Source organism: Luteococcus sediminum (assembly GCF_054783495.1).
This window is the reverse complement of the sequence record NZ_BAAGQL010000006.1, coordinates 146,971-172,072: the sequence shown is the minus strand read 5'-3', so window position 1 is coordinate 172,072 and position 25,102 is coordinate 146,971. Positions and strand designations below refer to the sequence as shown.

General features: G+C 70.1%; 20 protein-coding genes and 2 pseudogenes. 11 read left to right on the top strand and 11 right to left on the bottom strand.

Annotated elements, in window-relative coordinates:
* Positions 1-9: 9 nt before the first annotated feature.
* The 4 genes and pseudogenes from ACYVKA_RS04960 to ACYVKA_RS04945 all read right to left on the bottom strand — a co-directional run bounded on the left by ACYVKA_RS04960 (position 10) and on the right by ACYVKA_RS04945 (position 3,911).
* Positions 10-1,020, bottom strand: coding sequence for an NAD(P)H-dependent flavin oxidoreductase (locus tag ACYVKA_RS04960; protein WP_460703449.1), 1,011 nt, complete (start codon positions 1,018-1,020; stop codon positions 10-12).
* A gap of 92 nt (positions 1,021-1,112) precedes the next feature.
* A complete protein-coding gene (gene amrB, locus ACYVKA_RS04955; protein ID WP_460703447.1) occupies positions 1,113-1,760 on the bottom strand; it encodes an AmmeMemoRadiSam system protein B in 648 nt (215 codons plus the stop codon).
* A pseudogene (amrB, locus tag ACYVKA_RS04950) lies at positions 1,679-1,912 on the bottom strand (AmmeMemoRadiSam system protein B); the annotation flags it as partial. The pseudogene amrB (ACYVKA_RS04950) and the gene amrB (ACYVKA_RS04955), both read right to left, overlap by 82 nt.
* A 106-nt stretch (positions 1,913-2,018) precedes the next feature.
* A complete protein-coding gene (locus tag ACYVKA_RS04945) occupies positions 2,019-3,911 on the bottom strand; it encodes a BCCT family transporter (RefSeq protein WP_460703445.1) in 1,893 nt (630 codons plus the stop codon).
* Positions 3,912-4,282: 371 nt separating this feature from the next.
* Here ACYVKA_RS04945 and ACYVKA_RS04940 point away from each other — a divergent pair, with 371 nt between their 5' ends.
* From ACYVKA_RS04940 to ACYVKA_RS04925, 4 genes are all read left to right on the top strand, one after another.
* Entirely contained in the window at positions 4,283-5,026 is a 744-nt protein-coding gene (locus tag ACYVKA_RS04940; RefSeq protein ID WP_460703443.1) for a FadR/GntR family transcriptional regulator, read from the top strand.
* Between the two features lie 188 nt (positions 5,027-5,214).
* Positions 5,215-5,436: a hypothetical protein gene (locus ACYVKA_RS04935; RefSeq protein ID WP_460703441.1), complete on the top strand. Its 222-nt coding sequence runs from the start codon at positions 5,215-5,217 to the stop codon at positions 5,434-5,436.
* Positions 5,409-5,609: a hypothetical protein gene (locus ACYVKA_RS04930; protein ID WP_460703439.1), complete on the top strand. Its 201-nt coding sequence runs from the start codon at positions 5,409-5,411 to the stop codon at positions 5,607-5,609. The genes ACYVKA_RS04935 and ACYVKA_RS04930 overlap by 28 nt, the downstream gene beginning before the upstream one ends.
* A gap of 228 nt (positions 5,610-5,837) precedes the next feature.
* Positions 5,838-7,409, top strand: coding sequence for a DEAD/DEAH box helicase (locus tag ACYVKA_RS04925; RefSeq protein WP_460703437.1), 1,572 nt, complete (start codon positions 5,838-5,840; stop codon positions 7,407-7,409).
* A gap of 185 nt (positions 7,410-7,594) precedes the next feature.
* Here ACYVKA_RS04925 and ACYVKA_RS04920 read toward each other — a convergent pair whose 3' ends face one another.
* From ACYVKA_RS04920 to glpA, 3 genes and pseudogenes are all read right to left on the bottom strand, one after another.
* Positions 7,595-8,845 carry an anaerobic glycerol-3-phosphate dehydrogenase subunit C gene (locus ACYVKA_RS04920; protein ID WP_394276733.1) on the bottom strand — a complete coding sequence of 417 codons (1,251 nt, stop codon included), beginning with the start codon at positions 8,843-8,845 and terminating at the stop codon, positions 7,595-7,597.
* Positions 8,846-8,961: 116 nt separating this feature from the next.
* Complete coding sequence (gene glpB / locus ACYVKA_RS04915) at positions 8,962-10,224, bottom strand: glycerol-3-phosphate dehydrogenase subunit GlpB (protein ID WP_460703435.1); 1,263 nt, start codon at positions 10,222-10,224, stop codon at positions 8,962-8,964.
* A gap of 197 nt (positions 10,225-10,421) precedes the next feature.
* Positions 10,422-11,972 (bottom strand): annotated as a pseudogene (gene glpA / locus ACYVKA_RS04910) (anaerobic glycerol-3-phosphate dehydrogenase subunit GlpA); the annotation flags it as partial.
* Between the two features lie 463 nt (positions 11,973-12,435).
* Here glpA and ald point away from each other — a divergent pair.
* The 3 genes from ald to ACYVKA_RS04895 all read left to right on the top strand — a co-directional run bounded on the left by ald (position 12,436) and on the right by ACYVKA_RS04895 (position 17,341).
* Entirely contained in the window at positions 12,436-13,554 is a 1,119-nt protein-coding gene (gene ald, locus ACYVKA_RS04905; protein ID WP_460703433.1) for an alanine dehydrogenase, read from the top strand.
* A gap of 106 nt (positions 13,555-13,660) precedes the next feature.
* Entirely contained in the window at positions 13,661-17,050 is a 3,390-nt protein-coding gene (locus ACYVKA_RS04900; RefSeq protein ID WP_460703431.1) for a hypothetical protein, read from the top strand.
* Between the two features lie 144 nt (positions 17,051-17,194).
* The gene (locus ACYVKA_RS04895) at positions 17,195-17,341 is read left to right on the top strand and encodes a hypothetical protein (protein ID WP_394276553.1); all 147 of its coding nucleotides are present in this window, start codon (positions 17,195-17,197) and stop codon (positions 17,339-17,341) included.
* 184 nt (positions 17,342-17,525) lie between these two features.
* Here ACYVKA_RS04895 and ACYVKA_RS04890 read toward each other — a convergent pair whose 3' ends face one another.
* Positions 17,526-18,371: a type IV toxin-antitoxin system AbiEi family antitoxin domain-containing protein gene (locus ACYVKA_RS04890; RefSeq protein ID WP_460703429.1), complete on the bottom strand. Its 846-nt coding sequence runs from the start codon at positions 18,369-18,371 to the stop codon at positions 17,526-17,528.
* 162 nt (positions 18,372-18,533) lie between these two features.
* Positions 18,534-20,291 carry a DEAD/DEAH box helicase gene (locus tag ACYVKA_RS04885; protein WP_394276555.1) on the bottom strand — a complete coding sequence of 586 codons (1,758 nt, stop codon included), beginning with the start codon at positions 20,289-20,291 and terminating at the stop codon, positions 18,534-18,536.
* Positions 20,292-20,702: 411 nt separating this feature from the next.
* On the opposite strand from ACYVKA_RS04885, the gene ACYVKA_RS04880 reads away from it, so the two are divergent.
* Together ACYVKA_RS04880 and ACYVKA_RS04875 are read left to right on the top strand one after the other, a co-directional pair.
* Entirely contained in the window at positions 20,703-20,858 is a 156-nt protein-coding gene (locus ACYVKA_RS04880; RefSeq protein WP_394276556.1) for a hypothetical protein, read from the top strand.
* Between the two features lie 150 nt (positions 20,859-21,008).
* On the top strand, positions 21,009-21,170 hold the full coding sequence (locus ACYVKA_RS04875) for a hypothetical protein (RefSeq protein ID WP_394276557.1): 162 nt from the start codon (positions 21,009-21,011) through the stop codon (positions 21,168-21,170).
* 75 nt (positions 21,171-21,245) lie between these two features.
* Here the strand turns inward: ACYVKA_RS04875 and ACYVKA_RS04870 are convergent, their stop codons facing one another.
* Both ACYVKA_RS04870 and ACYVKA_RS04865 read right to left on the bottom strand, forming a co-directional pair.
* Positions 21,246-21,893, bottom strand: a complete 648-nt coding sequence (locus ACYVKA_RS04870; RefSeq protein ID WP_460703427.1) for an HAD family hydrolase — start codon at positions 21,891-21,893, stop codon at positions 21,246-21,248.
* A gap of 41 nt (positions 21,894-21,934) precedes the next feature.
* Entirely contained in the window at positions 21,935-23,380 is a 1,446-nt protein-coding gene (locus tag ACYVKA_RS04865; RefSeq protein ID WP_460703425.1) for a hypothetical protein, read from the bottom strand.
* A 94-nt stretch (positions 23,381-23,474) separates the two neighbouring features.
* Between ACYVKA_RS04865 and modA the strand changes: the two genes are divergently transcribed.
* Both modA and ACYVKA_RS04855 read left to right on the top strand, forming a co-directional pair.
* The gene (gene modA, locus ACYVKA_RS04860; protein ID WP_460703423.1) at positions 23,475-24,263 is read left to right on the top strand and encodes a molybdate ABC transporter substrate-binding protein; all 789 of its coding nucleotides are present in this window, start codon (positions 23,475-23,477) and stop codon (positions 24,261-24,263) included.
* On the top strand, positions 24,260-25,069 hold the full coding sequence (locus ACYVKA_RS04855; protein ID WP_460703421.1) for an ABC transporter permease: 810 nt from the start codon (positions 24,260-24,262) through the stop codon (positions 25,067-25,069). Before modA ends, ACYVKA_RS04855 begins: the two co-directional genes overlap by 4 nt.
* The last annotated feature ends 33 nt before the right edge of the window (positions 25,070-25,102 follow it).

Here is a 25,102-nt window from a genome sequence, read left to right as displayed (position 1 = left end):
GGGGCCGGTTCAGGGCAGCAGGGCGGCGAAGACCTCGGCGGCGGGCAGGTCCTGGGCGGCGGCCCAGCCGGTGCCGGCCCAGGCGCTGATGGCCTGGCCGTCGTCGCGGGCGGCCGCGGCGGCGCGCAGCGGCTTGGTCACCTGGTCCACCTGCGGGTAGACGGCCGGGGCGTCCTCGTGGGCCTCCATGAAGTCGTTGACGATGCCGCGGGCCGGGCGTCCGCTGAAGGCGCGGGTGATGCGGGTGGCGCGGCCCGCAAGGAGCATCCGGCGGTGGGTCTGGCTGGTGCCGGCCTCGGGGCAGCGCAGGAAGGCGGTGCCGACGGCCACGGCGATCGCGCCGGCGGCGAGCAGGCGCTGCACGTCGCCCCGGGTGGCCACTCCCCCAGCGCCGATCATCGGCATCTCCAGGTCGGCCAGTTCGGGCAGCAGGGCCAGGGCGTCGCGGCGGTTGGGCTGTTTGGCGACGTCGTGGGTGCTGCGGTGGCCGCCAGCGTCGAATCCCTGCACCACCAGCGCATCGGCGCCCGCGTCCTTGGCGGCAACGGCCTCGTCGTGGTCGGTGACGGTCACCAGCACCCGGCTGCCGACGGCCTTGAGCCGGGCGACGTCGTCGGCGCTGGGGCAGCCGAAGGTGAAGCTCACCATCCGCACCGGCCGCTCGACCAGCAGCGACAGCTTGGCGGCATAGTGGTCGTCGTCGTCCCAGCGGGGCTCGCCGGCACCCTCGCCCAGGGCCGCGGCGTAGTCGGTGACGGCCTGCTCGTCGCGGGCCCTGTCGGCGGGGGCGGGGACGAACAGGTTGACGCCATGGGGCGCCTCGGAGTGACCGGAGGACGCCAGCAGGGCGTCGAGCTCGTCGAGCTTCTGCCCGAGGGCCTCGTCGGTGAGGTAGCCGCCGGGCAGGAAGCCGGTGCCACCCTCGGCGCAGACCGCGGCCACCAGTGCCGGGCTGGTGGGGCCGCCCGCCATCGGTGCCACTACCAGTGGCAGTGCGAGGGGCAGGTCGGTGCTGGTCATCGGGACTCCTTCGCGCGACGGTTTCGAGCCAGGAAGGCCTGGCTCCAGTATCCCCGCCGGTCAGGGTCGCTGCCGGTCAGGGTCGCTGCCGGTCAGCTCCACACGAGGGTCCCGGAGCCGTGGACCCGGCCATCGCGTGATCCCGCGACGCGGGTGCGCCCGATCCGCGAGCTGTCGTGGCCCAGCAGCTCAGCGCTCAGGCCGTGGCGGCGGGCCAGCTGGACGGCGGCATTGATGGAGACGTGGTGGCAGGCCTGGGCAGCGTCCAGCTCCCGGCCCTCGACCACTGCCTGCAGGGCCTCGGCGTCGCGCCGGCGCAGCTCGCCGACGGGCAGTGCCTGGCCCAGGTCGCTGGTCACGATGACGGCCGTCGCGCTGTCCCGCCAGAGCAGGTCGAGCACCTCGGTCAGCGGCCCGGTCACCTGGCCCACCGTCAGCAGCGGCAGCACCTGGAAGACCGCGAAGCGGTTCTGCAGGAAGGCCAGCTGACCCTCCAGCGAGGGCTCCACCGCATGCAGCTGGTCATCACAGCGCACCGCGTCCATGCCGTCGAGGTCCGTGCCGGGCCAGGTGCGCACCACACCGAGCGGGGTGGCGATCCCGTCCTGGCGGGTGGTGATGATGCCAGCCTCGATGCTGGGGCATCGCCCCTGGCACGGTGCAGGGGGCCGAGCAGCACGATGCGCCGCACATCGGGGTCGAGACGGGCATGGCCGGCGGCCACCAGCGGCCCCGCCCACACCATCGGGGAGTGCGGGACGAGGACCAGCCGGCTGACGGGCTTGCCGAAGGATGGGGGGAGGGCGTCGAAGAGGTCGTTCACCAGGCCCGCGACCGAGACGGCACTGGTCGGGTAGTGCATCCCTGCGGCCGTGGCGGCTCGGGTGGGCATGGCTGGACCTCTCCGGGCGAATGCGCTGGATTTCAGTCCTACCACGGAATGCGACGACGGTGCGCCCCCGGGTGGGGGGTGCACCGTCGTCGCGGCACCTGCGGGATCACTGTCCGCGCTGGGCCTTCTCCTGCTCGTACTGCTCGCGGGCGTACTCCTCGTTCTCGGCAGTGACCGCGGTGATCGTGGAGGTGTCCACCTTCGAACCGACGCCCTGCTCGGGTTCGGCGTGGTCCACCAGCAGGTGGAAGTCGTCGCCGTGGGCGGTGACACCCTCGACGATGGCCTGCTCCACGGCGGCCTTGGCGTACCGTCCGCGCACGATCATCGGATCATTGGTCAGGTCCTTCACCAGCGCGACGGCCATGCCGATCATGATCAGCATGAAGGGCAGGCCCGCGACGATGATGATCTGCTGCAGCCCCCCCAGGGCGTCCTCACCGCCGGTAACCAGCATGATCGCCGCGACGGCGCCGGTGGCGACGCCCCAGAAGATCACGGTGGGACGGCGCGGCTCGATGGTGCCGTTCTCGCTCAGGGTGCCCATCACGATCGAGGCGGCATCGGCACCGGAGACGAAGAAGATGCCCACCAGGATCATCACCAGCACCGAGGTGATGGTGGCCAGCGGCATGGTGTCGAGCAGCGCGAACAGGGTCGCCTCCTCGCCGCCGGCCTCGCTCAGCTTGGCGCCCAGCTGCTCGGCCTTGATGGCGGCGCCACCGAAGATGGCGAACCAGGCCAGGCTCACCGCGCTGGGCACCAGCAGCACGCCGGAGACGAACTGGCGGATGGTGCGGCCGCGGGAGATGCGGGCGATGAACATGCCGACGAAGGGGGTCCAGCTGACCCACCAGGCCCAGTAGAAGATGGTCCAGCCGGCCAGCCAGGACGAGGTCTCCTCGCCGGCGACGGCGGTGCGGGCGCTCATCATCATCAGGTCCTGCAGGTAGGTGCCCAGCGTCGACGGGATGAGGTTCAGGATGAACACGGTTGGACCGAGCACGAAGACGAACAGGGCCAGCACCAGGGCCAGCACCATGTTGATGTTCGACAGGTACTGGATGCCGCGGCCGACACCGGAGACGGCCGACAGGATGAAGCAGATGGTCAGCACGGTGATCAGCACCACCAGGAAACGGTTGCCCGCCTCGTCGAGCCAGCCGACGATCCTGGCGCCCTCCGCGATCTGCAGTGCGCCCAGGCCCAGAGAGGTGGCCGAGCCGAAGAGGGTGGCGAAGATGGCGAAGATGTCGATGACCTTGCCGCCGGGGCCGTAGGTCTGGCGCTTGCCCAGCAGGGGCTCGAAGACGGCGCTGATGGTCAGCGGACGTCCCTTGCGGAAGACGCCGTAGGCGATGGCCACTCCGACGATCGCGTAGATGGCCCAGGGGTGCAGGCCCCAGTGGAAGAGCGTGGTGGCCATGGCCTTCTTGACGTCCGCTTCACCAGTGCCGGGCGGCGGGGTGACGAAGTGGGTCAGGGGCTCGGCGGCGCCGTAGAACATCAGGCCGATGCCCATGCCGGCGCTGAACATCATGGCGATCCACGAGGCGGTGGAGAATTCGGGCTCCTCGCCGTCGCGGCCCAGCGGGATGCTGCCGTACTTGCTGGCGGCCAGCCACAGGACGAAGAAGACGAAGCCGGTGGCGGCCGTCGCGAAGAGCCAGCCAGTGTTGCCGACGACCCATTCCAGGCCGTGGCCGGAAGCAGTGTTGAGCTGGGTGGGGGCCAGTGCGCCCCAGACGACGAAGGCGATCGACAGCAGGGCCGTGGTACCGAAGACGACCTTGTCGAGCTTGCCGGGGGTCTCATTGGTCATTGCCTCGGGCAAGGGCTCGAGGGCGGGGTGCGGGGAGTGGTCGATGCGCCGGCCCTGGCCGAAGGCCCGGGCGATGCCGGCCCCGCCGCTGTCGATGATCTCGCGCTGGTGGCTCGCGGAGCGGGGGCTGGAGGGGCGGCGGCCTTGGGCGGCGGCCTGCTCGGTCTCGGGGCGCACTGCGCGCGTTCCCCTGCTCGGTTGGTGGTCCTGTGGTTGGTGTTTGTGCGGCTGGTGTGGCCCCGTGCCGCTCGTGGGTCGCTCTTGCTCGGCCATGTGGACGTGCCTCCTGGGATTGACGAACCACACGACGCTATCTTCTGACAAGGCCATTGGCCAAAGGGTCGCACAGCACGTCGGGCTGTTCGGATGCCCCGCAGGAAGACCGTGACGGCTGATCGAAGACCCGTGCGCGCCCGGTTGCGGACCGGCTCCCGTCTCCGTGCGCCCCATCTCGGGATCCGTGGCAGTCAAGGCAAGCCAACCGGCGATCGAGGCCTTGCGCGTCGTGAGGCGTCGGCATCCGGTCCCCGGGGTGCGACACTGTGTCCATGAGCCAGACCACTGGCAGCATCGAGGCGAGCCGCAGCGACGCGCCGCGCGCCTTCGAGACGGTGCTGCACCACATCGAGAGCCTGATCCTGGAAGGCCAGCTTCGCGTCGGCGACCGCCTGCCCGCCGAGCGCGAGCTGGCGCAACAGCTGCAGGTGAGCCGTCCCGCCATCCGCGAGGCCATCCGCACGCTGGAAGCACAGGGGGTGCTGGCGAGCCGGGTGGGCAGCGGGGCACTGTCCGGCACGCGGGTGATCAGTGAGCGCAGCGAGGCACTGGGGCGGCTCCTGCGGCTGCAGGTGGCCCTGAGCCAGTTCCCGCTCGACGAGGTGGTGGTGACCCGCATCGCCCTGGAGCGCAGCACCGCCCTGCTGGCCGTCGAGCGGCTCGACGACGAGGACTTGGAGGCCTTGTCCTCGATGCTGGACGACATGGACCGGGTGCACGATCCCGAGTCCTTCAACGAGGTGGACACCGACTTCCACATCCGCATCGCCACGGCCGCTGGCAACACGCTGGTCAGCGACCTGACCCGGGGGGTGCGCACCAGCCTGCGCACCCCCATCCTGCAGGCCGAGCAGCAGATGGACGAGTGGCCGGAGTTCCGCGAGTCCCTGTGCGGCCAGCACCGGGGCATCCTCGAGGCACTGCTGGCCCGCGACGGGGGCCTGGCCGCCGACCGGATCGAGGAACACATCCGCCACGCCTACCGGATGCTGCCGATGGGTCGCCCGCTCACCTGAAGAATTCGTGAGAAGAAGGAAGCGGGAAATAGTTCAATATTTAACCATATTGCACTGGATATGGCCCCCCAAACCGCCAGCCCATCCTCTTCCTCAGCCACGGCGCCCCGCCGCTGGACGAGGACGTCACCTGGACCGAAGAACTGCACCAGCGGTCGGCCCAGCTCCCGAAGCCGAAGAACATCCTGGTGGTCCAGGCACACTGGGAAAGGTCCCCGATCACCGTCAGCGCCTTCCAGAACTCCCCCGGGCTCACCTACGACTTCTGGGGCTTCCCCGAGAAGTACTACCAGGTCACCTACGACGCACCCCCAGCGCCCGACCTGGCGATGGACCCCCGCCCGCCGTCAGCACCGAGTTCGACCAGTGGGCCGCCGAGGCGATGCAGGCCCGTGACCTGGACGCCCTGATTGACTTCGAGTCCAAGGCCCCCGGCGCCCACGAGGCCCACCCCCACACCGAGCACTGGTCGCCCCTCTACATCGCACTGGGTGCCGCCGAGGCCACCGGGGGAATCGACAACGGGAGCACCATCGACGACTTCTGGTTCGGGCTCAGCAAGCGGAGCTGGACCTTCGCCTGAGCCCACGGCCCGGGCACCGGCGGAGCCGATCGGTCGGTGCCATCTCCCGGCTGGGGTAGAGTGAATCCGTCGGTCCGCCCAGTCTTGCCGCGGACCCTCGGTGATCGGACGCCCTTCCCAGAGAGCTCCGCTGGCCGCGCCGCACCGTCACACGGACGGATGAAAGCTGAGCGCGCCGTGCAAGACACCGATCGTGATTGGTATTTTCTCTTGACTGACAGCACCACTGTGCCCACCACCACTGTGTCCACCAGCCCCGCGCCCACCGGATTCGTCGAGCTCGGCGTCCCGCAGCACCTGGCCGAGGCACTCGCCGCACGCGGCATCACCAGCCCCACCCCCATCCAGCAGGCCACCCTGCCCGACAGCCTCGCCGGGCGCGACGTGCTCGGCCGCGGCCGAACCGGCTCGGGCAAGACCTACGCCTTCCTGCTGCCCATGGTCGCCCGCCTCGAGGCCTCCACCACCCGACGCAGCGCCAAGCGGCCCCGCGCCCTGGTGCTCGCCCCCACCCGCGAGCTCGCCAGCCAGATCGAGGAATCCCTCCTCCCGCTGGAGAAGAGCAGCAGCATGGTGAGCCTGACCATCTTCGGCGGCGTCGGCCAGAACCCGCAGGTGAAGGCGCTGGCGCGCGGCGTCGACGCCCTCATCGCCTGCCCTGGCCGCCTGCTCGACCTGATGGGCCAGGGCGCCGTCGACCTGTCCGCCGTCGAGATCGTCATCATCGACGAGGCCGACCACATGGCCGACATGGGCTTCCTGCCCATGGTGCGCCGCATCCTCGACAAGGTGCCCGCCGACGCACAGAAGATGCTGTTCAGCGCCACCCTCGACAACGGCATCGACGTCCTGGTCAAGCGCTACCTGCACCAGCCCGTCACCCACGAGGCAGACTCCGCCGTGAGCCCCGTCTCGACGATGGACCACCACCTGATCGAGGTGCACAAGGACGACAAGACCGACGTGCTGGCCGACCTGGCCGCGGCCCCCGGCAAGACGATCCTGTTCACCCGCACCAAGCACGGCGCCAAGAAGCTCGCCAAGCAGCTGCTGGCCCGCGGCATCCCCGCCGTCGACCTGCACGGCAACCTCGCGCAGAATGCCCGCACCCGCAACATGGACGCCTTCCACTCCGGACGGGTCCAGACCCTGGTGGCCACCGACATCGCCGCCCGCGGCATCCACGTCGACGACGTCGGCCTGGTGGTGCACGCCGACCCGCCGGCCGAGCACAAGGCCTACCTGCACCGCTCGGGCCGCACCGCCCGCGCCGGCAAGGCGGGCACCGTGGTCACCATCGCCACGCCCGACCAGCGCCAGGAGGTCCGCGGCCTGATGCGGGCCGCGAAGATCCGCCCCACCGTCTCGGGCAGCGAGCGCGCCATCCTCGACGACCTCGCCCCCGGTGAGCGCAGCTTCGTCTCCCCGGACGAGGCCATGGCCATCGCGCAGCCGACGAAGGTGGAGCAGGCCCAGAACGGCCAGGCCCAGAACGGCCAGGCCCAGAACGGTCAGGCCCAGAACGGTCACGGCCGGGGCGGTGGCCGCGGCAATGGCGGCCGTCGCGGCGGCCAGGGCCGCGGCACCGCCAGCCAGGGCCAGTTGGCCGGCGGTACCGGCCCGGGCCGTCGCCGCGGCACCCGTGGCCGGGGCGGCAGCGGTGAGGGCACCTCCCGCCAGGCGGCGACCCCACAGGTCGGCGACCGTCGCGGCGGCAGGGGATCCGTCGCGGCACCCGCAGGCAACACCGGCGGCGCAGCCGACTTCTCGGCCTCCGCGGGCCGTCGCCGCAGCCGCTGATCCCGGCTCCGGGAGCCAATCCCGGCACTTGACGAAGATCTCGGAAGATCTGGTCCCCCCTGGGGGCCAGATCTTCCGAGATCCTGTCGTTGCGGCCCGAACAGGCCCCCGACCCCCGGGACAGGGCCACGGCCCGGGCACGACGGTGTCGTCGCGGCCCGGGCCGTGGCCTGTGTGAAGGTGCCTCAGTCCTTCGGGCCCGCTCCCGGCAGCAGGTCATCCGAGAGCCCGTAGGCGTGGTGCAGAATCTCGATGGGGTGCACGATCTTCATGCCCGTGCCCTTGCGGATCTGCCAACGGCATGTCTCGGTGTCACAGGCACCCACCCCGTGGTCATGCTTCTTCATGTGCTCGAAGACCGGTTTGCCGACGGCCTGCGCCACCTCGTACTTCTCCTTCTTCAGGCCGTAGGTGCCGGCGATGCCACAGCAGGGCTGGCCGCTCTCGGCCACCGTGACGCCCGGGATCAGCTCCAGCAGGTGCAGCGCGGGCATGCCCATGCCCTGGCTCTTCACCTGGCAGGGCTGGTGGTAGGGGATCTCGATGTCCATCGGCTGGAAGTCCAGCGGCAGCTCACCGGCATCGGCCAGTTCCAGCAGGAACTCGCTGATGTCGCGGCTTCGGGTACCCACGTCCTTGAGCTCCTCGGCATCGACGCCCATGATCTCGTGCGCCTCGTGCTTCAGCATGCCCACGCAGGAGCCGGAGGCGCTGATGATCGTCAGGTCCTTGCCGGCGGACTGCAGCTGGCGGCACAGCTTCAGCACGCTCTTGGTCGCCTGCTCGAACAGGCCGTTGGACTGCTCGGCCAGACCGCAGCACCCCTGCTTGGGCACCAGCACCTCGTAGCCCAGGTGCTCCAGCACCTCGATCGACTTCTTGCTGGTCTCGGTCTCGAAGTAGCCGCCGGCGCAGCCGGTGAAGAAGACCACCGGCCCCTTGGTGGCAGGGGTCGTGCGGGCCGGGCGCTTCCTGAGCCAGGCGCGCAGGGTCTCGCGGTGGGCCTCGGGCATCGGGGCGTCGCGGTGGACGCCCACCACCTTCTCGATCACGGTGCGTACCGGCTTCATGCCCAGCGCGGCATTGGCCACCGGCGCCAGCGGGCTCATCACCGCGCCCTCGAGCATGGTCTGGGTGATCAGCCGGTCGCGGATCGGCATGTTGTCCTTCTTCATCACCGCGCGCGCCTGCGAGTTCAGCTCGGCGATCTTGACCCCCTGCGGGCACGACAGGGTACAGATGCCACAGCTGGAGCAGTAGTCCAGCGAGTGGTCGACGCTCTCGCCGTCGCGGAAGCGCTCGGCCTGCGGCCCGACGAACTTGGGTCCGCTGAACAGCGGCGTCACCCGGGCGACCGGGCAGGCCGTCTCGCAGATCGTGCACTTGACGCAGTGGTCCAGGGTGGTTCGGGTCAGCTCGTCCAGGGCATGGTTCATGGCCTGCTTGGCCGCCTCGCGCTGCTGCACCGGCGCCAGGGCCTCCACCCGCGCTTCCGTCGTCTCGGCCTCGTGGCCCGCCACGGCCCGGTCGGTCGGCTTGTTCGCCTCAGTCATCACTTCTCCTCCAGATCGGCCAGGACGGCCTCGGCAACGCACATCGCACTGCCCAGGGCGATCCCCTCGCCCGATTTCTCGCTCCATCGCTGCGCCCCGGCGAGGATGCCGCCACAGGCGTGCAGGTTGGGGTGGACCGCGGCGCCGTCGGCATCCAGCGGTCGCATCCGGTCGTCGACGGCCAGGCCAGCGGCGAACAGGGGCTGGTCGGCGCCCCAGTAGTCACCGTGCACCAGGTCGTCGATCCGCCCGCCGCGCACCGGTAGGCCGAAGACCGACTCGTGCAGCTCATTGTGGCTGTCCAGCACCAGCGCACCCGACTCGAAGCCACCGGTGGCCAACACGAAGTGGTCGGCGGTGTACTCCACCTCGCGTCCAGTGCCCTTGATGGTGACGCCCTTCACCCGGCCGTCCTCCACGCGGGAGCGCAGCACCCTGGTGCCGTTGACCAGCCGGACGCGGGCATCCTTCACGGCCTGCACCAGCGCCTCGTTCTGGCGCCAGCCCGGCACCGACGGGGGCGGCAGCGGGATCTCGAAGACCGGGGCCCCCAGCTGCTCGGCGATGTCGCGCCAGGCGGTGGCGTCGTTGGCGCCCAGGATCGCGGGAAGACCCACGCTCTCCCCCTCGCGTACCAGCGGCTTGAGCGCCGCCACCAGCTCGCGGCGACGAACCGGCTCGTCCAGCGCCCGCGCCATGGCCAGCGCCGAGAAGTCGACTCCGGTCCCGAAGGCCTTGAAGCTGATGGTCTCGGCGCGGGCCTCCACGGATCCGCCAGCCAGCGGGGTGCGAGCCAGGTTCCCGGCCACCAGGGCCGCCGGAAAGTCCTTCAGCTCGCGCACGCCCACCACCAGCAGCTTCTTGCCAGGGACGAGCTCGCCAGCGGCCATCGAGGGTGGTACCAGGGCGGTGGGACGCATTGCCCCGACCGCGGTCGGGTAGAGCCGGTTGGTGTCGGCCTCCCCCACCAGTTGCTCCTCGCCCAGCACTGTGCGCAGCCAGTCAATGCCGCGCTCCACGGGGCCGCGCCCCAGTACTGCATAGGGATGCTCGGGGTGCTCGGCGACGAAGGCCGCCATCTCCTCCAGCGGACGCTCCACCCGACGCGGGCCGGCATAGCCGAGCACGTCGAGCGTGCCCTGACCCAGCTGCAGGCCACCGATCCCCTTGGTGAGCAGGGTGACGCTGTGGTTCTCCTGGCGAAGGCGCAGGGCGGCGGTCAGACCGGCCAGCCCGGCACCGATGACGATGACCTCACTCACTTCTGCTCCTCGTTCTCGCTCCGGCTGGCCAACTCCGGGTCCGAGCTGTTGCTGCTCGCCTCGGCCGCCGCCCCTTGTTTCTCGCCCGCTGCCATCGAGGCCTGTTCCGTCTGGGAACGGCCCTCGGGGGCAGCCTGGTGGCTGGGCACGTCGAACTGCCCCTCGCCCTCACCCGGCACCAGCTGCACGTCGCTGCCGGGCAGGTGCTCCACGTCGAGGGTGCCCTTGACGATCCAGTTGTCGAGGGCGGTCTGGCGCACCTGGTCGCCGTAGAGGATCGGCCACAGCCCCACCCAGCGGTTGCCCAGGAAGTCACGCAGCTGCTCGGTGGCCCGCTCGACGCTCGAGACTCCTTCCTCGACTGCGATCCCCGCGGCCCGGGTGGAACAGAAACCACCCTGGCAGGGGCCCATGCCCAGCCGCAGCTGGCGGCGCAGGTCGTCGAGGATGGCGTCGGGCTGCTCGGCCATCAGCCCGGTGAGCTGGCGGCGGCTGACCAGCTCGCACTCGCAGATGATCTGGTCCTCCAGCCGGTCGGCCTCGCGCTCGGCGAGCCGATGGGTGACGTGGTAGTTCTTCTGCTTCTCGCTGCCCGGCACCGCCTCGGTCTCGGTGGTGCAGGGGCGATCCTCGCCCAGCTGCTCGCACATGACGTCGACGATGTTCTTGGCCATCAGGCGGTAGGTGGTCAGCTTGCCGCCGCTGATCGTCAGCAGGCCCTTGAGCCCGTCGCGGGCCTCGTGGTCGATGATGCTCATGCCGCGGCTCATGTGGCGGGTGTCAGTGGCGCTGACGCGGGAGTCCTTGACCAGCGGTCGGGCACCGCTCCAGGCATGCACCGCGCGCGCCTGGCGGAATCCGGGGACCAGCGCCTCGCCCGAGTCGAGCATCTGCTGCACCTCGTCGCGCGGGATCTCGAGCTTGTCGGGATCGTCCGCCTTCACGTCGGTGGTGCCGATGATCGAGACGGTGTGGACCGGTACCAGGATGTCGCCGTCGGCCGGGTAGATGCAGCGGTTGACCACCTGGTTCACCAGGCGATGGTTCATCGCGATCATGATGCCGCGGCCCGGCACCACGTCGACGCCGGGACAGTCGGCCATGTGGGCGATCTGCCCGGCCCAGGGGCCGCCGGCATTGATGACGAAGCGGCAGTCGATGCGCACCTGGTCGAGGCTCTTCATGTCGGTGCACAACACCGCGGAGACCTGGTCGCCGTCGCGCTCGATGCGGGTGACGCTGTGGTAGGTGAGCACCTTCGCGCCGTGGTCCATGGCGCTGTGGGCGGCGCCCCAGACCATCTGCCAGCCGTCGACGGTGCCGTCCTGAACGGCGAAGGCGCGCTTGATGCCCGGGTTGAGGCGCGGTTCACGACGCAGCGCCTCTGCGATGCCGATCTCCTCGCACGGCACCCCGGTGGCCAGGGCGGCGGGGCCGAACTTGTCGGCATACTCCTCGCTGTCCTCGGGGGTGACGACGAACAGGCCACCGGTGGCCTCGACGGCATCGGCGTGGATGCGGGTGACGATGGCGTTCTCGCGCGCGCACTCGGTGGCCGAGTGGGGATCGGAGACCACATAGCGGCCACCGGAGTGCAGCAGCCCGTGGTAGCGCCCGGTGGTTCCCTGGCCCAGGTCGGCACGGTCCACCAGCACGGCGGAATAGCCGCGCATCGCGACATCGCGCACGACTCCTGCCCCCGTCGCGCCGCCGCCGACGACGACCACGTCGGCCTGCATCCGTCTCATCGAGATCTCCCCTCTGCGGTCCGCGCGCCATCGCGCATGATCCGTGTGGCGCCAGTGCGCCGATGCCACGAGCCTAGGCACCGCCTGTGACAAAAGGCGATGGCTGCCGCCTGATCTCCGCCGAAGTGCACGATGTGCCACACGCTGTGAACGAATGTGCAATCACGACCAGGAGGTGGCGGAACACGGGTTCTTCGTGCACCCTTCGTGAACCTGTGTGGAATCTCACCCCCTGACTTCACCAACGAAGGCGAAAGACCTAGACAACCGCCAGTTGTGGACTTCGCCACCATCCCTTCGGAAGCCGCGTGCGCGACCCACGGGAGAGTTGGCACGTTCCAAACGCGCTCTGGAGGCGAAGGACCAGTCCGGACACCCCCACAACAGGCCACCCACCACGGCAGAAGGACCCCTCGGTGTTAGCGTCGAGTCATCTCAATCCCAGCGAGAAAGGCTGAACTCAATGAAGATTTCAGTGCCTACAGAGATCAAGAACCGCGAGTATCGCGTCGGCATCACCCCCGTGGGCGTGCACGAACTCGTCACGCACGGCCACGAGGTCTATGTCCAGAAGGGTGCCGGCCTCGGCTCGTCGATCACCGACGAGGAGTTCGAGGCCCAGGGCGCCAAGATCCTGCCTGATGCGGAGCAGACCTGGGCCATCGCCGACATGGTGATCAAGGTCAAGGAGCCCATCGAGGCCGAGTACAAGTACCTGCGCGAGAACCTGATCCTGTTCACCTACCTGCACCTGGCCGCCGACCGCCCCCAGACCGACGCACTGCTGCAGTCCAAGACCATCGGCATCGCCTACGAGACGGTCCAGACGCCCGACCGCGCCCTGCCGCTGCTCTACCCGATGTCCGAGGTGGCCGGCTGCCTGGCACCCCAGGTGGGCGCACACACCCTGATGAAGGCCTCCGGCGGCCGCGGCGTCCTCATGGGCGGTGTGGGCGGCGTCCAGCAGGCCAAGGTCGTCATCCTCGGCGGCGGTGTCGCCGGCCAGAATGCCGCCCAGATCGCCATGGGCATGGGCGCCGACGTGACCATCCTCGACGTCGACCTCAACAAGCTGCGCAACTCCTACTGGCGCTACGGCAACAAGGTGCACGCCCTGGCCTCCAGCTCGCTGACCGTCCAGCAGCAGGTCGCCGAGGCCGACATGGTGATCGGCACCGTCCTGATCCCCGGCAAGAAGGCCCCCAAGCTCGTCACCAACGAGATGGTCAAGGGCATGAAGCCCGGTTCGGTGCTGGTCGACGTCGCCATCGACCAGGGCGGCTGCTTCGAGGACTCCCACCCGACCACGCACGACGACCCCACCTTCGAGGTGCACGACTCGGTCTTCTACTGCGTGGCCAACATGCCCGGTGCGGTGCCCAACACCTCCACCTGGGCACTGACCAATGCCACCCTGCCCTACGCCGTCCAGCTGGCCGACAAGGGATGGAAGAAGGCCCTGCAGGAGAACGCGGCGCTCGCCAAGGGCCTCAACACCTACGACGGCAAGATCACCTACGAGGGCGTCGCCGAGGCCTTCGCCCTGCCCTTCACCCCGCTGTCCGAGGTGCTCGGCGAGTGACATCGGCCACAAGGGACTGAGAACCCCTGCGGTACTGGGCGAGGGGCGGGGTGGCAAGTCCACCCCGCCCCTTCCCCGTGCCCCCGGCGTGGAGTTGGATGGAGTCATGACCACCACCATCCCCGCCCAAGAGATCGCCGCAATCAACCTGCGCCTGGCACTGCTCGGTCTCCCCCTGGCCACCCAGGAGGAGGGGCTGCGCGGTGGGGAGCTCGTCGCTCCCATCATCGCCCGCCAACGCGAGCTCTCCCGACGCCTCGGCGAGCGCCTGTGCGCCGCCGACATGCGCATCCAGGCCTTCCTCGACGACTACCTCTCGGTCACTGGCATCCAGCCGCAGCTGCCCCACAGCACCCTCGTCCTCGACACCCCCGGCCTGGCCCGCGCCCTGAGCCTGCCCCACGACGGCGACCAGTTCTGCTCCGAACTGCTCTCCTCCTACCGCCTGGCCAATGGCGTGCTGCACAATCCCGCCAACGACCGCCGCACCACCGCCGGCGTCTTCCACGTCGCCGAGGGCGGCCTGCCCATCCAGGACGACAAGCTGGCCGTGCCCGTCGAGGTCTTCGCCCGCCTGCTCGAGGCCGCCTTCCAGCCGCCCGAGGCCGACCTGCAGCTGCCCTTCACCGCCAACCAGAACCGCAAGGCCGCCTGCTTCGTCTCGCTGATGCTGCGCCCGCTCGTCGTGCCTGCAGTGCCCGGCTCCACCCGCGAACGCACCATGGAGGTGCGCTTCATCGCGCCCGGCGGCCTGGTCTCCAACCTCGACTTCGTCGAAGGCATCTTCGGCAACGGCAGAGACCCCTACCTGCCCGAGAACGACGCCTCGCTCGACCCGCAGGGATGGACCGGCACCACCGGCGCCGTCATCCTCGCACCGCACCTGCGCACCCTCACCAAGAAGCAGCTCGGGCTGCCGCACGTCAGCCAGGCCACCGAGCGCCAGCAGCGCGACGGCATGTGCTGGGAGCGCGAGGACGAGTGCTACAACGGCGGCCAGGCCTTCAAGGTGTGCGCCCGCGATGAACGCGGCGTGATCGTCACCGTCATCGCCGACAACTACTTCGGCTACTGCAAGAAGGAGGTCAAGACCCAGATCTCCTACTCGGCCAACCTCTTCGGCCTGGCCGAGGAGGAGCACTCCGGCGGCGCCTTGGCCTTCCCCGCCTACAACCTCGGCCAGGAGTGGCGCGACACCTTCACCCCCGACGACTACACCGTCGCCGACGTGGTGGCCCGCAACCCGGAGCGCTTCGAGATGCAGCCCGCAGGCCACGCCATCGACCTGCAGCAGCCGCACCTGGTGGTGGTTCCCGGCAAGGCCAGCTACTCGATGCGCACCCAGACGGTCAGCTGGACCAATCCCGACGGCAGCGAGGGCAGCACCCAACTGCTGGCCGGCGTCACCTACCTGGCTCCGAACGGCTACCGGGTGCACGCCAAGCAGCGCGATGCCGACGCCACCCAGTGGCACCTGATCGGCACCTCGCCCTGGTCCACCCAGTTGCACAAGCCCGCCACCGTCTCGGGCGGCGGCAAGAGCGAGATCAGCAAGAGCCTGCTCGACGCCTTCGTCTTCGGCCAGGCCTATGTGGCCGACTTCGAGCACGACATGGACCAGGTGCAGGCCCTGCTCGAGCACGACTACTCGCAGCGCTTCCGCGACGAGGCCGCCCACGACACCCGCCCGCTGCTGTCGGCCGACCGCTCGCTGGGCTCGGTGATCAAGCTGCTCACCCGCCGCGAGGAGTACACCGACGAGTACAACCAGTGGCTGTCGACCATCCCCGCCCACATCAGTGAACTGGTCTTCACCGTCAAGCGCTACTACAAGCCCGAATGGGGCGACGACTGGCGCAGTCACTTCACCGTCGGACGCATCAACGGCCGCCAGGGCAATGCGCTGCGCCTCGACGGTGTGGACATCATGGTCAACATGCTGCGCGTCGGCTTCGAGTCCGACGGCGGATGGCGCCTGTTCAGCCTGCGGCCCGACTTCTCCCCAGCCATGAAGGTGCAGACCGAAGACGACATCACCGCCTCGGTGGTGGCGCCCGACCCGGACGCGCCTGAGGCGCCGAGCGCCAAGTACGTCGGCAACTGCGAGCAGCTGCTCTTCCAGCGCCCCGACGACGCCATCCACCGCGGTTACGACAAGCAGACCGAGAAGGACATGGCCGGTGACGGCTCCTTCATCAGCAACTTCGAGCCGATCACCCGACAGCGCGCCCGCGAGATCGTGGCCGATGCCGCCGGCCTGAGCCTGTTCACCGAGCCGATGCGCCAACGGATCGTCGACTTCGCCGAACAGCCCGACGACGCCCACCCGTCCTTCCTGGCCATCTCCTCCGAGCCCCGGATCGTCGACGGCAAGCGCTCGAAGAATCCCCGCTACCTGCAGCGCCGCCCCGACCTGACCAATCCCGAGGGCACCGCCGCAGCCGACCTGGCCGTCCACCTGGAACGCAAGGTGGACACCGCGCAGCCGCTGCGGATGCCGGTGCACGTGGTGGCCGCCGGGCGTCGCAACAACGCCGCCGAGCCGGGCGTGCCGCCGCTGTGCGCCTACAACCCGCTGCACCACATGGAGCTGCCGGAGCTGTTCATGGAGTTCATCAGTTCCATGACCGGCAAGTCACCCTCCACCACCGGCGCCGGCAGCGAGGGCGCGATGACCAAGGGGCCCTTCAATGCCCTGCCCTCGATCATCGACCTCAACGCCGCACTGCTCAGCTATGTGCTCACCGAGACCGACGGCTGGCTCAGCTCGGCAGGGGTGATCGGGCCCAAGGTGCGCGTCGACCACGACATCTCGCTGCTGGTGCCCGAGATCTTCAGCCGCATGACACCGGATGAGCGCCGCGCCGAGGCGCTGGTGGCCGGCGGCTTCCTGGAGAAGATGGCCGACTTCGAGCACGACGGTCGCACCATCCAGGCCAGCCGGCTGGGCTACCGGATGAATGAGCTCTTCGCCACCACCTACTTCGGGCGCATCTTCCTGCACCCGGACATGGTCTTCACCCCCGAGATGCTGCGGCCCGAGGAGCAGGACCTGGACGTCTTCTGCGAGAGCGTGGACGTGGTGGTGGCCACCCATGAGCGGGTGGCCACCACCTACTTCGCCGACGGCACCATCGAGCTGGCCACCCCGCCGCTGCGGGCGCTGCTCGAGATCATGGCCCACGGACGCAGCGAGAAGGGCTGGACGCTGGACTCGCCGGAGTTCCGGGCCCTGTTCACCCGCCAGGTCGTCCTCGACTCCGGTTGGTACGCGCAGCGGTTGAGTGCCAAGCAGGCCGCCGACATCGCCCAGCTCAAGCAGGGCATCGCCGACCTGTCACCCTTCGTCCGCAAGGCCGAGAATGCGCGTCCGGTGCGCCGCCTGCACCTCGACCAGCGGCTGGCCTCGGTGCAGCAGGACCTGGCCACGGTGCAGTCCACCGCCTACCTGCGCCAGCTCACCGGAACCCTGGGCCGCCAGGTGAGCTTCGACTGATGCTCGAGGCTGGTCACGGCCCCGGTCTGGTGCCGGGGCCGTGACCAGCGCCGATGCCCCCGGGCGTTCACTTGGCATGCCAAGTGAACGCGATTCCTCGGCAAGCCCTTGCGAGGCCAGCAGACGAGTCATACTGTCGAATTCATGAAGACCAGCTCAGAACCCCACTCCGAGCTACGACTTCGTCGCCGAGTCGCAGCCGTGGCCCTGCTTGCCGCCACCTCACTGATGGCGATCCCGGCTCTGGCCGCAGAATCCACCCCGGTCGCGCCCTTCGCGCGGCTGCGCTGAGGACTCCCCACCACATCCCACGGACCTGTGCCCCGGACCCGCCCTGAGCGGTCAGGGGCACAGCTGCGTCCGGGGTGCCCTCGTCCTCGTCCACAAACCACATCGAGAGGGACCCCTGGTGCGGCTGGTGCGCCCAGGGCGCTCCTGGATGTGGTTTGTGGATCGCCGTGGCGGAAGCCTGGCCTCACGCCGCGCCTCGCCGCGCGCCCCACCACTGGTCCCCGCGGCGAACCATCGCCAGGAGCGCCGGCTCCACCTCGTCCCAGCGGTACATCACCTGTTCATGGGTCAGCCGCACCACGATGAAGCCCAACGCCCTCAGCCGCAGGTCCCGGTCCCTGTCACACCGGTAGTTGTCCTCGCCCGTGTGGTGCGCGCGGCTGTCGACCTCGATCACCAGCCGTTCCCCCACCAGGAGGTCCACCCTGTCGCGAGGGGTCACCCAGACCTGCGGCCGCAACGGGATCCTCCTGGCGCGCAGCCGTAGCCGCACCCGGCTCTCGGTGCCGGACTCGGCACGGTCGCAGCGGACGACCAGCGCCCTCGCCCTGACCGTGGACCCCAGGATCCCCTCGAGCTGCGCGCCCGGCAGCAGTCCCAGGTGCACCACCGAGTCCATCAGCGCGACCAGCGACTCGTCCGGTTGGCAGAACCATGCCGAGCGCAGCGCCACCTCCACCGGGTCCACGGCCTGTACCGGCACCTCGTCCGGCCCTCCCACAGGTGGGCACCGCAGCACGCCGGGTGGCATCACCTGCTGCCGCCACCGCGAGGTCCGCACGTGCACCTCGGAAGTGGGCGGCACCCACACCCCCGCCCGGGCCAAGGCGGACACACAGCCCAGAGCACCGCCGAGTGCCACGGCGCGCACCACGGCCGGATCGGCAGCTGGTTCCGCGTACCAGCCCCGCCGCACCCTGCGCAAGCGACCCTCCACCAGCAGCCTGCGCACCGCCGACTGCCCCAGCCCCGCGTCGATGAGGTCCTTGGCCGTCCAGATGCCCCCGCAGGGGCCACCATTGCCATCCATGCCAGGACTGTGTGGGCGATGGGCCAGAAAAAGTCACCGCGATGGACCCCCTGTGGACAACGCGTCGTCCACAAACCACACCCACGGCAGTCGTCACTGCGCCCACGACACCAACGGGTGCTCTCGATGTGGTTTGTGGACGGGGCCGGCGGTCCAGGGGGCTCAGCGCCCGTTGTGCCACTTGCGGATCAGCCGGATCCTCGCGTCGACCTCGTCCGTGGTGGCCTTCGCCAGGCTCGGGCCACCGGCCTGGCGCCGCAGCTCGGCGTGGATGTGGGAGTGCGGCACGCCGCGCGAGCGGGCGTACTGGCTCACCAGGGAGTTGAGCTCCTTGCGGCGGGTCTCCAGGGCCCGGTGCAGGCTCACCTCCAGCGGCACCTTCTCCTTGCGGTCGCGGCGCTCCTGCCGCTTGAGCTGGCGGCGCTGCCGCTCCTTGAGCAGGTCGGCCACCTGGTCGGGCTCGAGCAGGCCCGGCAGGCCCAGGTAGTCGCGTTCCTCGTCGGAGCTGGGTTCGGCATTGAGCCCGAACTGCTGCGAGTCGAACATGACGTGGTCGAACTGGGCCACCGACTCCAGCGCCTCCCACTCGCCGAAGAGGTCGTCGGAGGCCTTCTGGTCCTTGTTGGCGGCCTCCACCAGCAGCTCCTCCTGGGCGAACAGGTCGTCCTCGCCCTTCTTGCGGCCGCCGAGCACGTGGTCGCGCTGCTCCTCCATGTGGGAGGCGTGGGACAGGATGATGGGTACCGTCGGCAGGAAGATGGTGGCCACCTCGCCGCGGCGACGGGTGCGCACGAAGCGTCCGATGGCCTGGGCGAAGAAGAGCGGGGTGCTGGTGGCGGTGGCATAGACCCCCACCGACAGGCGTGGGACGTCGACACCCTCGCTGACCATGCGCACGGCGACGAGCCAGCGTCCGGTGCCCTCGCTGAAGTCCTCGATCCGCTTGCTGGCGCCCATCTCGTCGCTGAGCACGACGGTGGGTTTCTCGTCGGTGATCTGCTGCAGCATCCGGGCGTAGGCGCGGGCCTGGGTCTGGTTGGTGGCGATCACCAGCCCTCCGGCGTCGGGGACGTGGCGACGCACCTCGCCCAGGCGGATGTCGGCGGCGCGCAGCACCTGCCCCATCCACTCCCCCTTGGGGTCCAGCGCGGTGCGCCAGGCGTGGGCGGTGAGGTCCTTGGTCAGGGCCTCGCCCAGGTTCGCGGCCAGCACCTCGCCGGCCTTGGTGCGCCAGCGCATCGGGCCGCCGTAGGCCATGAAGAGCACCGGACGCACGACATTGTCACGCAGGGCCTCGGCATAGCCGTAGGTGTAGTCAGCGCGTGACTGGCGCGCACCCGACGGCAGCTCCTCGTAGGTGACGAAGGGGATCGGCGTCTCGTCGGAGCGGAAGGGGGTGCCGGTCAGGGCCAGGCGCCGGGTGGCGGGCTCGAAGGCCTCCTGGATCGCGTCGCCCCAGCTCAACGCGTCGCCGGCGTGGTGCACCTCGTCGAGGATGACCAGGGTCTTGAAGTTCTCGGTGCGGGCGCGGTAGTGGTGCACGCGCGCGGCGACGCCGGCATAGGTCACGGCGATGCCGTCGTACTCCTTGGACCGGCCGCGCATCGAGCCGCCCAAGCCGGGGTCGATGTTGATGCCCACCTTGGCGGCGGCCTCTGCCCACTGCACCTTGAGGTGCTCGGTGGGGGCGATGACGGTGATCCGGGTGACGATGCGCCGGTGCAGCAGCTCGGCGGCGATGCGCAGGGCGAAGGTGGTCTTGCCGGCGCCGGGGGTGGCGACGGCGAGGAAGTCGCGGGGTTCGTCGGCCAGGTAGGTGTCGAGGGCCTCCTGCTGCCAGGCGCGCAAGCTGCGGGCCGTGCCCCAGGGGGCACGGCCCGGCCAGGCCGGGGAGATGTGCTCGAAGGCAGAGGTGCTCATGCGCCGGGTCCTGTCGAAGCCGGCGCGGCCGGGTCGTGGGCGCAGCGGGCGGGGGTGGTGCTGGGCACTGATCTGGGATGGCGCATGGGACCCCAGAGACTACCCGAGCGCTTCCCACACGGCCGGGCAACGCCCCCGCCCCTGCCAGTGGCTCGATGCGCAGCAATCACGACTACATCCTGTCGTGGCTTGCAACAATCAGGTTTTCACGTCGTGGAGCTGAAGATCTTCGCCAACTTTACCGTTTTATTTGCGTCGTGCGGTCGGGGAATGACATGCTGGCAAGAGACGGGAAGCCAGCCATCCAAACACGGGGAATCCTCGTCACAGAAGCAGATCCACCGGAGCAATGAACTCCTTGCGGGGGCTTGGAGCAACAAGTAACTGTCGTTTCTACTTGGAGAACAAGTCATGATCGCCCTCGCCCTGATCGTCCTGCTGCTCGTCGTCGCCGCCACCCTCGTCGTGCTGGGCGAGTCGGCCGCCACCACCCGCCACGGCATCGATGCCGCACTCGCGCACCGCGATGAGACCACCCGCAATGACAGCCTGCACGAGGCCGCCTGAACGCACGGGATCCCGCCCCCCGACCAAAGTTCCCTGACACGCCGAGTTTTGGTGTCAGCTACTTCCCTGAAGCTTTGCTGAGGCGCTAGTGTCAGACCACCTCATCGCAGAGGTACGGCGCAGTAGGCCGCTCGAACCGCAGGAGATGTCATGACCCCGATCATCCTTGTACTGCTCGTCGTCGCACTGTGGGCCGGCGCTGCAACCCTCTGGATCCTCGACACCCCCGCCCCCCGGGACACCGTCGACGTCCTCCTGGCCACGCCCGAGACCGTCCGCGAATACAGCAAGCCCACCCTCATCGCCGCCTGAACGGCAAACACCTCCAAGACACACGACGGTCCGCGCCCGACGCTCAGCGCGGACCGTCGTCACGTCTGGGGTGGCTCAGCTGCCCAGCACGATCTCGATCGCCTCGACGAAGGAGTCGGCGAAGGCCGTCGGCTCCGGCTGGCCCTGGGGCCACTGCCGCCCACGGCTCAGGTAGATCGACCGGATGCCCGCCGCCTGCGCCCCGGCAATGTCGGTGTCATGGGCATCACCCACCATCCACGCCCCCTCCAGCGACTGCCCGGCCTGCTCGGCGGCGATGTCGAAGATGCGCGGATCGGGCTTGCGCACACCCACCACATCGCTCACCACCCAGCCGGCCAGATGGGCATCCAGTCCCAGTCGGGTGATCTTCAGGTCCTGCTGCGGCACCACGCCATTGGTGACGACGAAGGGGGTCCAGCCGGCCGCACTCGCCCGGCCCAGGGCCCCGACCACCTCCGGCGCCACGCTGACGTGGTCCAGCACCCCCTGGCGGAGCACCGCGACGATCGATCCCGTCTCCTGCTCGTCCAACCCCAGCAGGGACTGCAGGTCGAGGGCCACCTCGGGCTTGGGGCGCAGGCCGTCGCCGTCGGCCCGCACCATCTCTTCCAGCAGTCCCGGATCGGCGCCCCGTTCGGCGAGGAGGTCGACGGCCCAGCCGCGGAAGGCGGCGGCACGGTCGATGATGGTGTTGTCCAGGTCCAGCAGGAGCAGCGGCATGGCGCCAGCCTAGCGACGCCCCGCCGCGCCGAACGGACGCGTCAGGGCAGCTGGACCGCCACCACCCGTCCCGGCATCGCGAAGACCTGGGTCCGCCCGAACTGGGCCCCCACCCCCGGCGGCAGCGGACCATGGATGCGGAGCGGGTCCGAGACCGGCACCGGCCGGTTCAACCGGGCACGGCGGCTCACCCCGGGACGGTCCCCTCGCGGCTCGACGACGGGCTCCGGCACCCGGGTGTGCACCTGGTGCCAGGTGATGTCGCTGGCGGTGGCCGGCCGCGTGGTGCCGGTCACCGCATCGATGTGGGTGCGCGACTCCGGCTCGGTGACCACGACGCCGTCGCCGCTGGTGCCCAGCTGGGCCACCCCCTGGCCCTGCACGAAGAAGGGGCGGGTGCTCCACAGCGGCTGGCCGGTGCGCAGGTCGATACGCGAGACGACCATCCGCCCATCGATGACCCGGCCGTCACGACGCATCGTGCCGGCCTGCCACTGGCAGACCAGCTCGACGTCGCGGCGGGCGCTGCATCCCAGGTCGGCGCCGGTGGTGCGCCACAGCAGCCGCCCGGTGCGACCGTCCAGGCCGAAGCTGGCCATCCGGCGCGGCATCGGGTCGGTCACCTGGGCACGGGGCAGGGTCACCGTGCCGTAGACCACGGTGCCCTGCTGGCGCACCACCCAGCCCTCCTCGGGCACCATCGAGCCGAAGAGCTCACGCTCGGGCTTCTTCCACAGCAACTTCCCCTCGGAGAGCATTCCGATGGTCGGCCGGCGTGAGCCTGCGTCGAGGAAACGGACCATGCCCCGCGGGCCGATCTCGGTGTAGCTGTCCCCCACCTGCGGCACGGTCCGCTGCACGGCACCGCCCGTGGCCGACAGCCGAAACTGCACCACCCCGCTACCCTTCAACGCGCTCGCGCAGACCCAACCGGAGTCGTCGTCGCACGGCCGGGGGAAGCTGATGAACTGGTGGATGCCGGTGCTGGCGACCGCCGTCCCGTCCTGCTCCACGTCGAGCAGTCGCATCCGGGCCCGGCCATCCTTGCCGGGCAGCGGTTCCAGCACGGCGACATGCCGATTGGCCAGGGCCGTCACCGACATGGGGGCCGAGGTGGGCACCAGCGAAGTTCCCACCCGGTGTGCCCACTGCACCCCGCCGGTGCGCAGGTCCAGCACCTGCAGCTCGAAGGCGCCACCCTTGCTCACCACCAGCACTGCACGGCCAGCCACATTGCGCACGTCGGTGGCGGGAATCACGTCATCCAGGCTCCACCTCACGGCAAGCGGGGGTGCCGGGTCGTCGGACTGCGAGGTGCTGGGCTGCGGCGGCTGCGAGCTCGTCGAGACGTCGGCGCCCTTCACCCCCGGCCGCTGCGAGGGGACGCCCGGCGGCTCCGGGGCGGTGCACGATGCCAGCAGCCCCAGGGCAGCCACCGGCGCCAGGGCGCGCAGGAGCGCGGCGTGGGCTACCGGGCGACGTGTCATGCCTCGAGACTATGTGGCGCAGTGCTGGAAGGGGGACGATCGGGCGGGCCACGGCGTTTCGTCGGCGCTTGCTCCATGCGATTGGATGGGGGCCATGCCCATCCCCCGCCCCGTGACAGCCGGCGCTGCCGCCCTGGTGGCGGCCGGCGCGCTGGGCGGGTGCAGCCCCCTGGGAGGCGCCGAGGCACCCGCGAGCCCCGCCGCCTCGACCGGACAGCGCACCATCACCGTCTTCGCCGCGGCCAGTCTCAAGGAGAGCTTCAGCGAGCTGGGCCGGATCTTCGAGCAGCAGCACCCGGGAAGCACGGTGCAGTTCAGCTTCGGCGGGTCCTCGACACTGGCCGCACAGATCGGGCAGGGCGCCCCGGCCGATGTCTTCGCCGCCGCCTCGCCCGCCACCATGCGCATCGCCGAACACGCCGGTGCCGTCGGCAGTCCGGTGACCTTCGCCCGCAACGAGATGCAGGTGGTGGTCGCGGCCGGCAACCCAGGTCGCGTCACGCGCCTCGACGACCTGGCCCGGCCCGGTCTGGACGTGGCCCTGTGCGACGTCCAGGTGCCGTGCGGCGCCGCCAGCCAGCAGGTGCTCCAGGCCGACCACCTCTCGGTGAGCCCCTCCAGCTGGGAACCCGACGTGAAGGCAGTGCTCACCCGGGTCGCTCTCGGCGAGGCCGATGCCGGCATCGTCTACGTCACCGACGTGCGGGCCGCCGGCGAATCCGTGCGCGGCATCGAGATCCCGGACGGCCGCAATGCCCGCACCAGCTACCCGATCGCGACCCTGCGTTCCAGCCGGCAGCTCGCGACGGCCCAGGCCTTCGTCGACCTGGTCCTGTCCGAGCAGGGCCAGAAGGTGCTGGCCGCCGACGGCTTCCTCCCGTGACCCGGCGTGGTGCGCGGCCCACCTCCGCGCCGCTGGTGGCGGTGGGGTTCGTCGGTGCCGCCTTCCTGGCACTGCCACTGCTGGCCCTGCTGGTCCGCGCCCCCTGGGGACGCATGGCCAGCATCGTCCAGGGCCCCACCGTGGGGCACGCCCTGGGGCTCTCGCTGGGCACCTCCGCCGTCGCCACCCTCATCTGCCTGGTGCTCGGCGTGCCGCTGGCCTGGCTGCTGGTGCACTGCCCGCCGCGCATCGCCACCTGGCTGCGCGCCCTGGTGACCGTGCCGCTGGTGCTGCCACCGGTGGTGGGCGGTGTCGCGCTGCTGATGGCCTTCGGACGGATGGGCCTGCTCGGCCAGCCACTGGAGGCATGGTTCGGGATCCGCCTGGGCTTCACCACGGCCGCCGTCGTGATGGCCCAGGTCTTCGTCGCCATGCCCTTCCTGGTGGTAGGTTTCGAGGGATCGCTGCGCCAGCGCGACCGGGAGCTGGAGGAGGCGGCGCAGACGATGGGCGCCGGCCCACGCCAGGTGCTGTGGCACATCACCCTGCCACTGCAGGTGCCCAGCCTGGTCTCCGGCCTGGTGCTGTGCTGGGCGCGGGCCCTGGGCGAGTTCGGCGCCACCATCACCTTCGCCGGCAACTTCCCCGGCACCACCCAGACCATGCCGCTGGCCGTCTACCTGGCCATGCAGGGGGATCCCGACGCCGCGATCGCACTGTCTGTGGTGCTGCTGGCCGTCTGCATCACCGTGCTGGTGGCGCTGCGCGGCAGCTGGCTGCCATCCCTGCTGCACGGCACCGACTGAGACCTCCCCTGCTTCCACCCACCTGCCACCTCG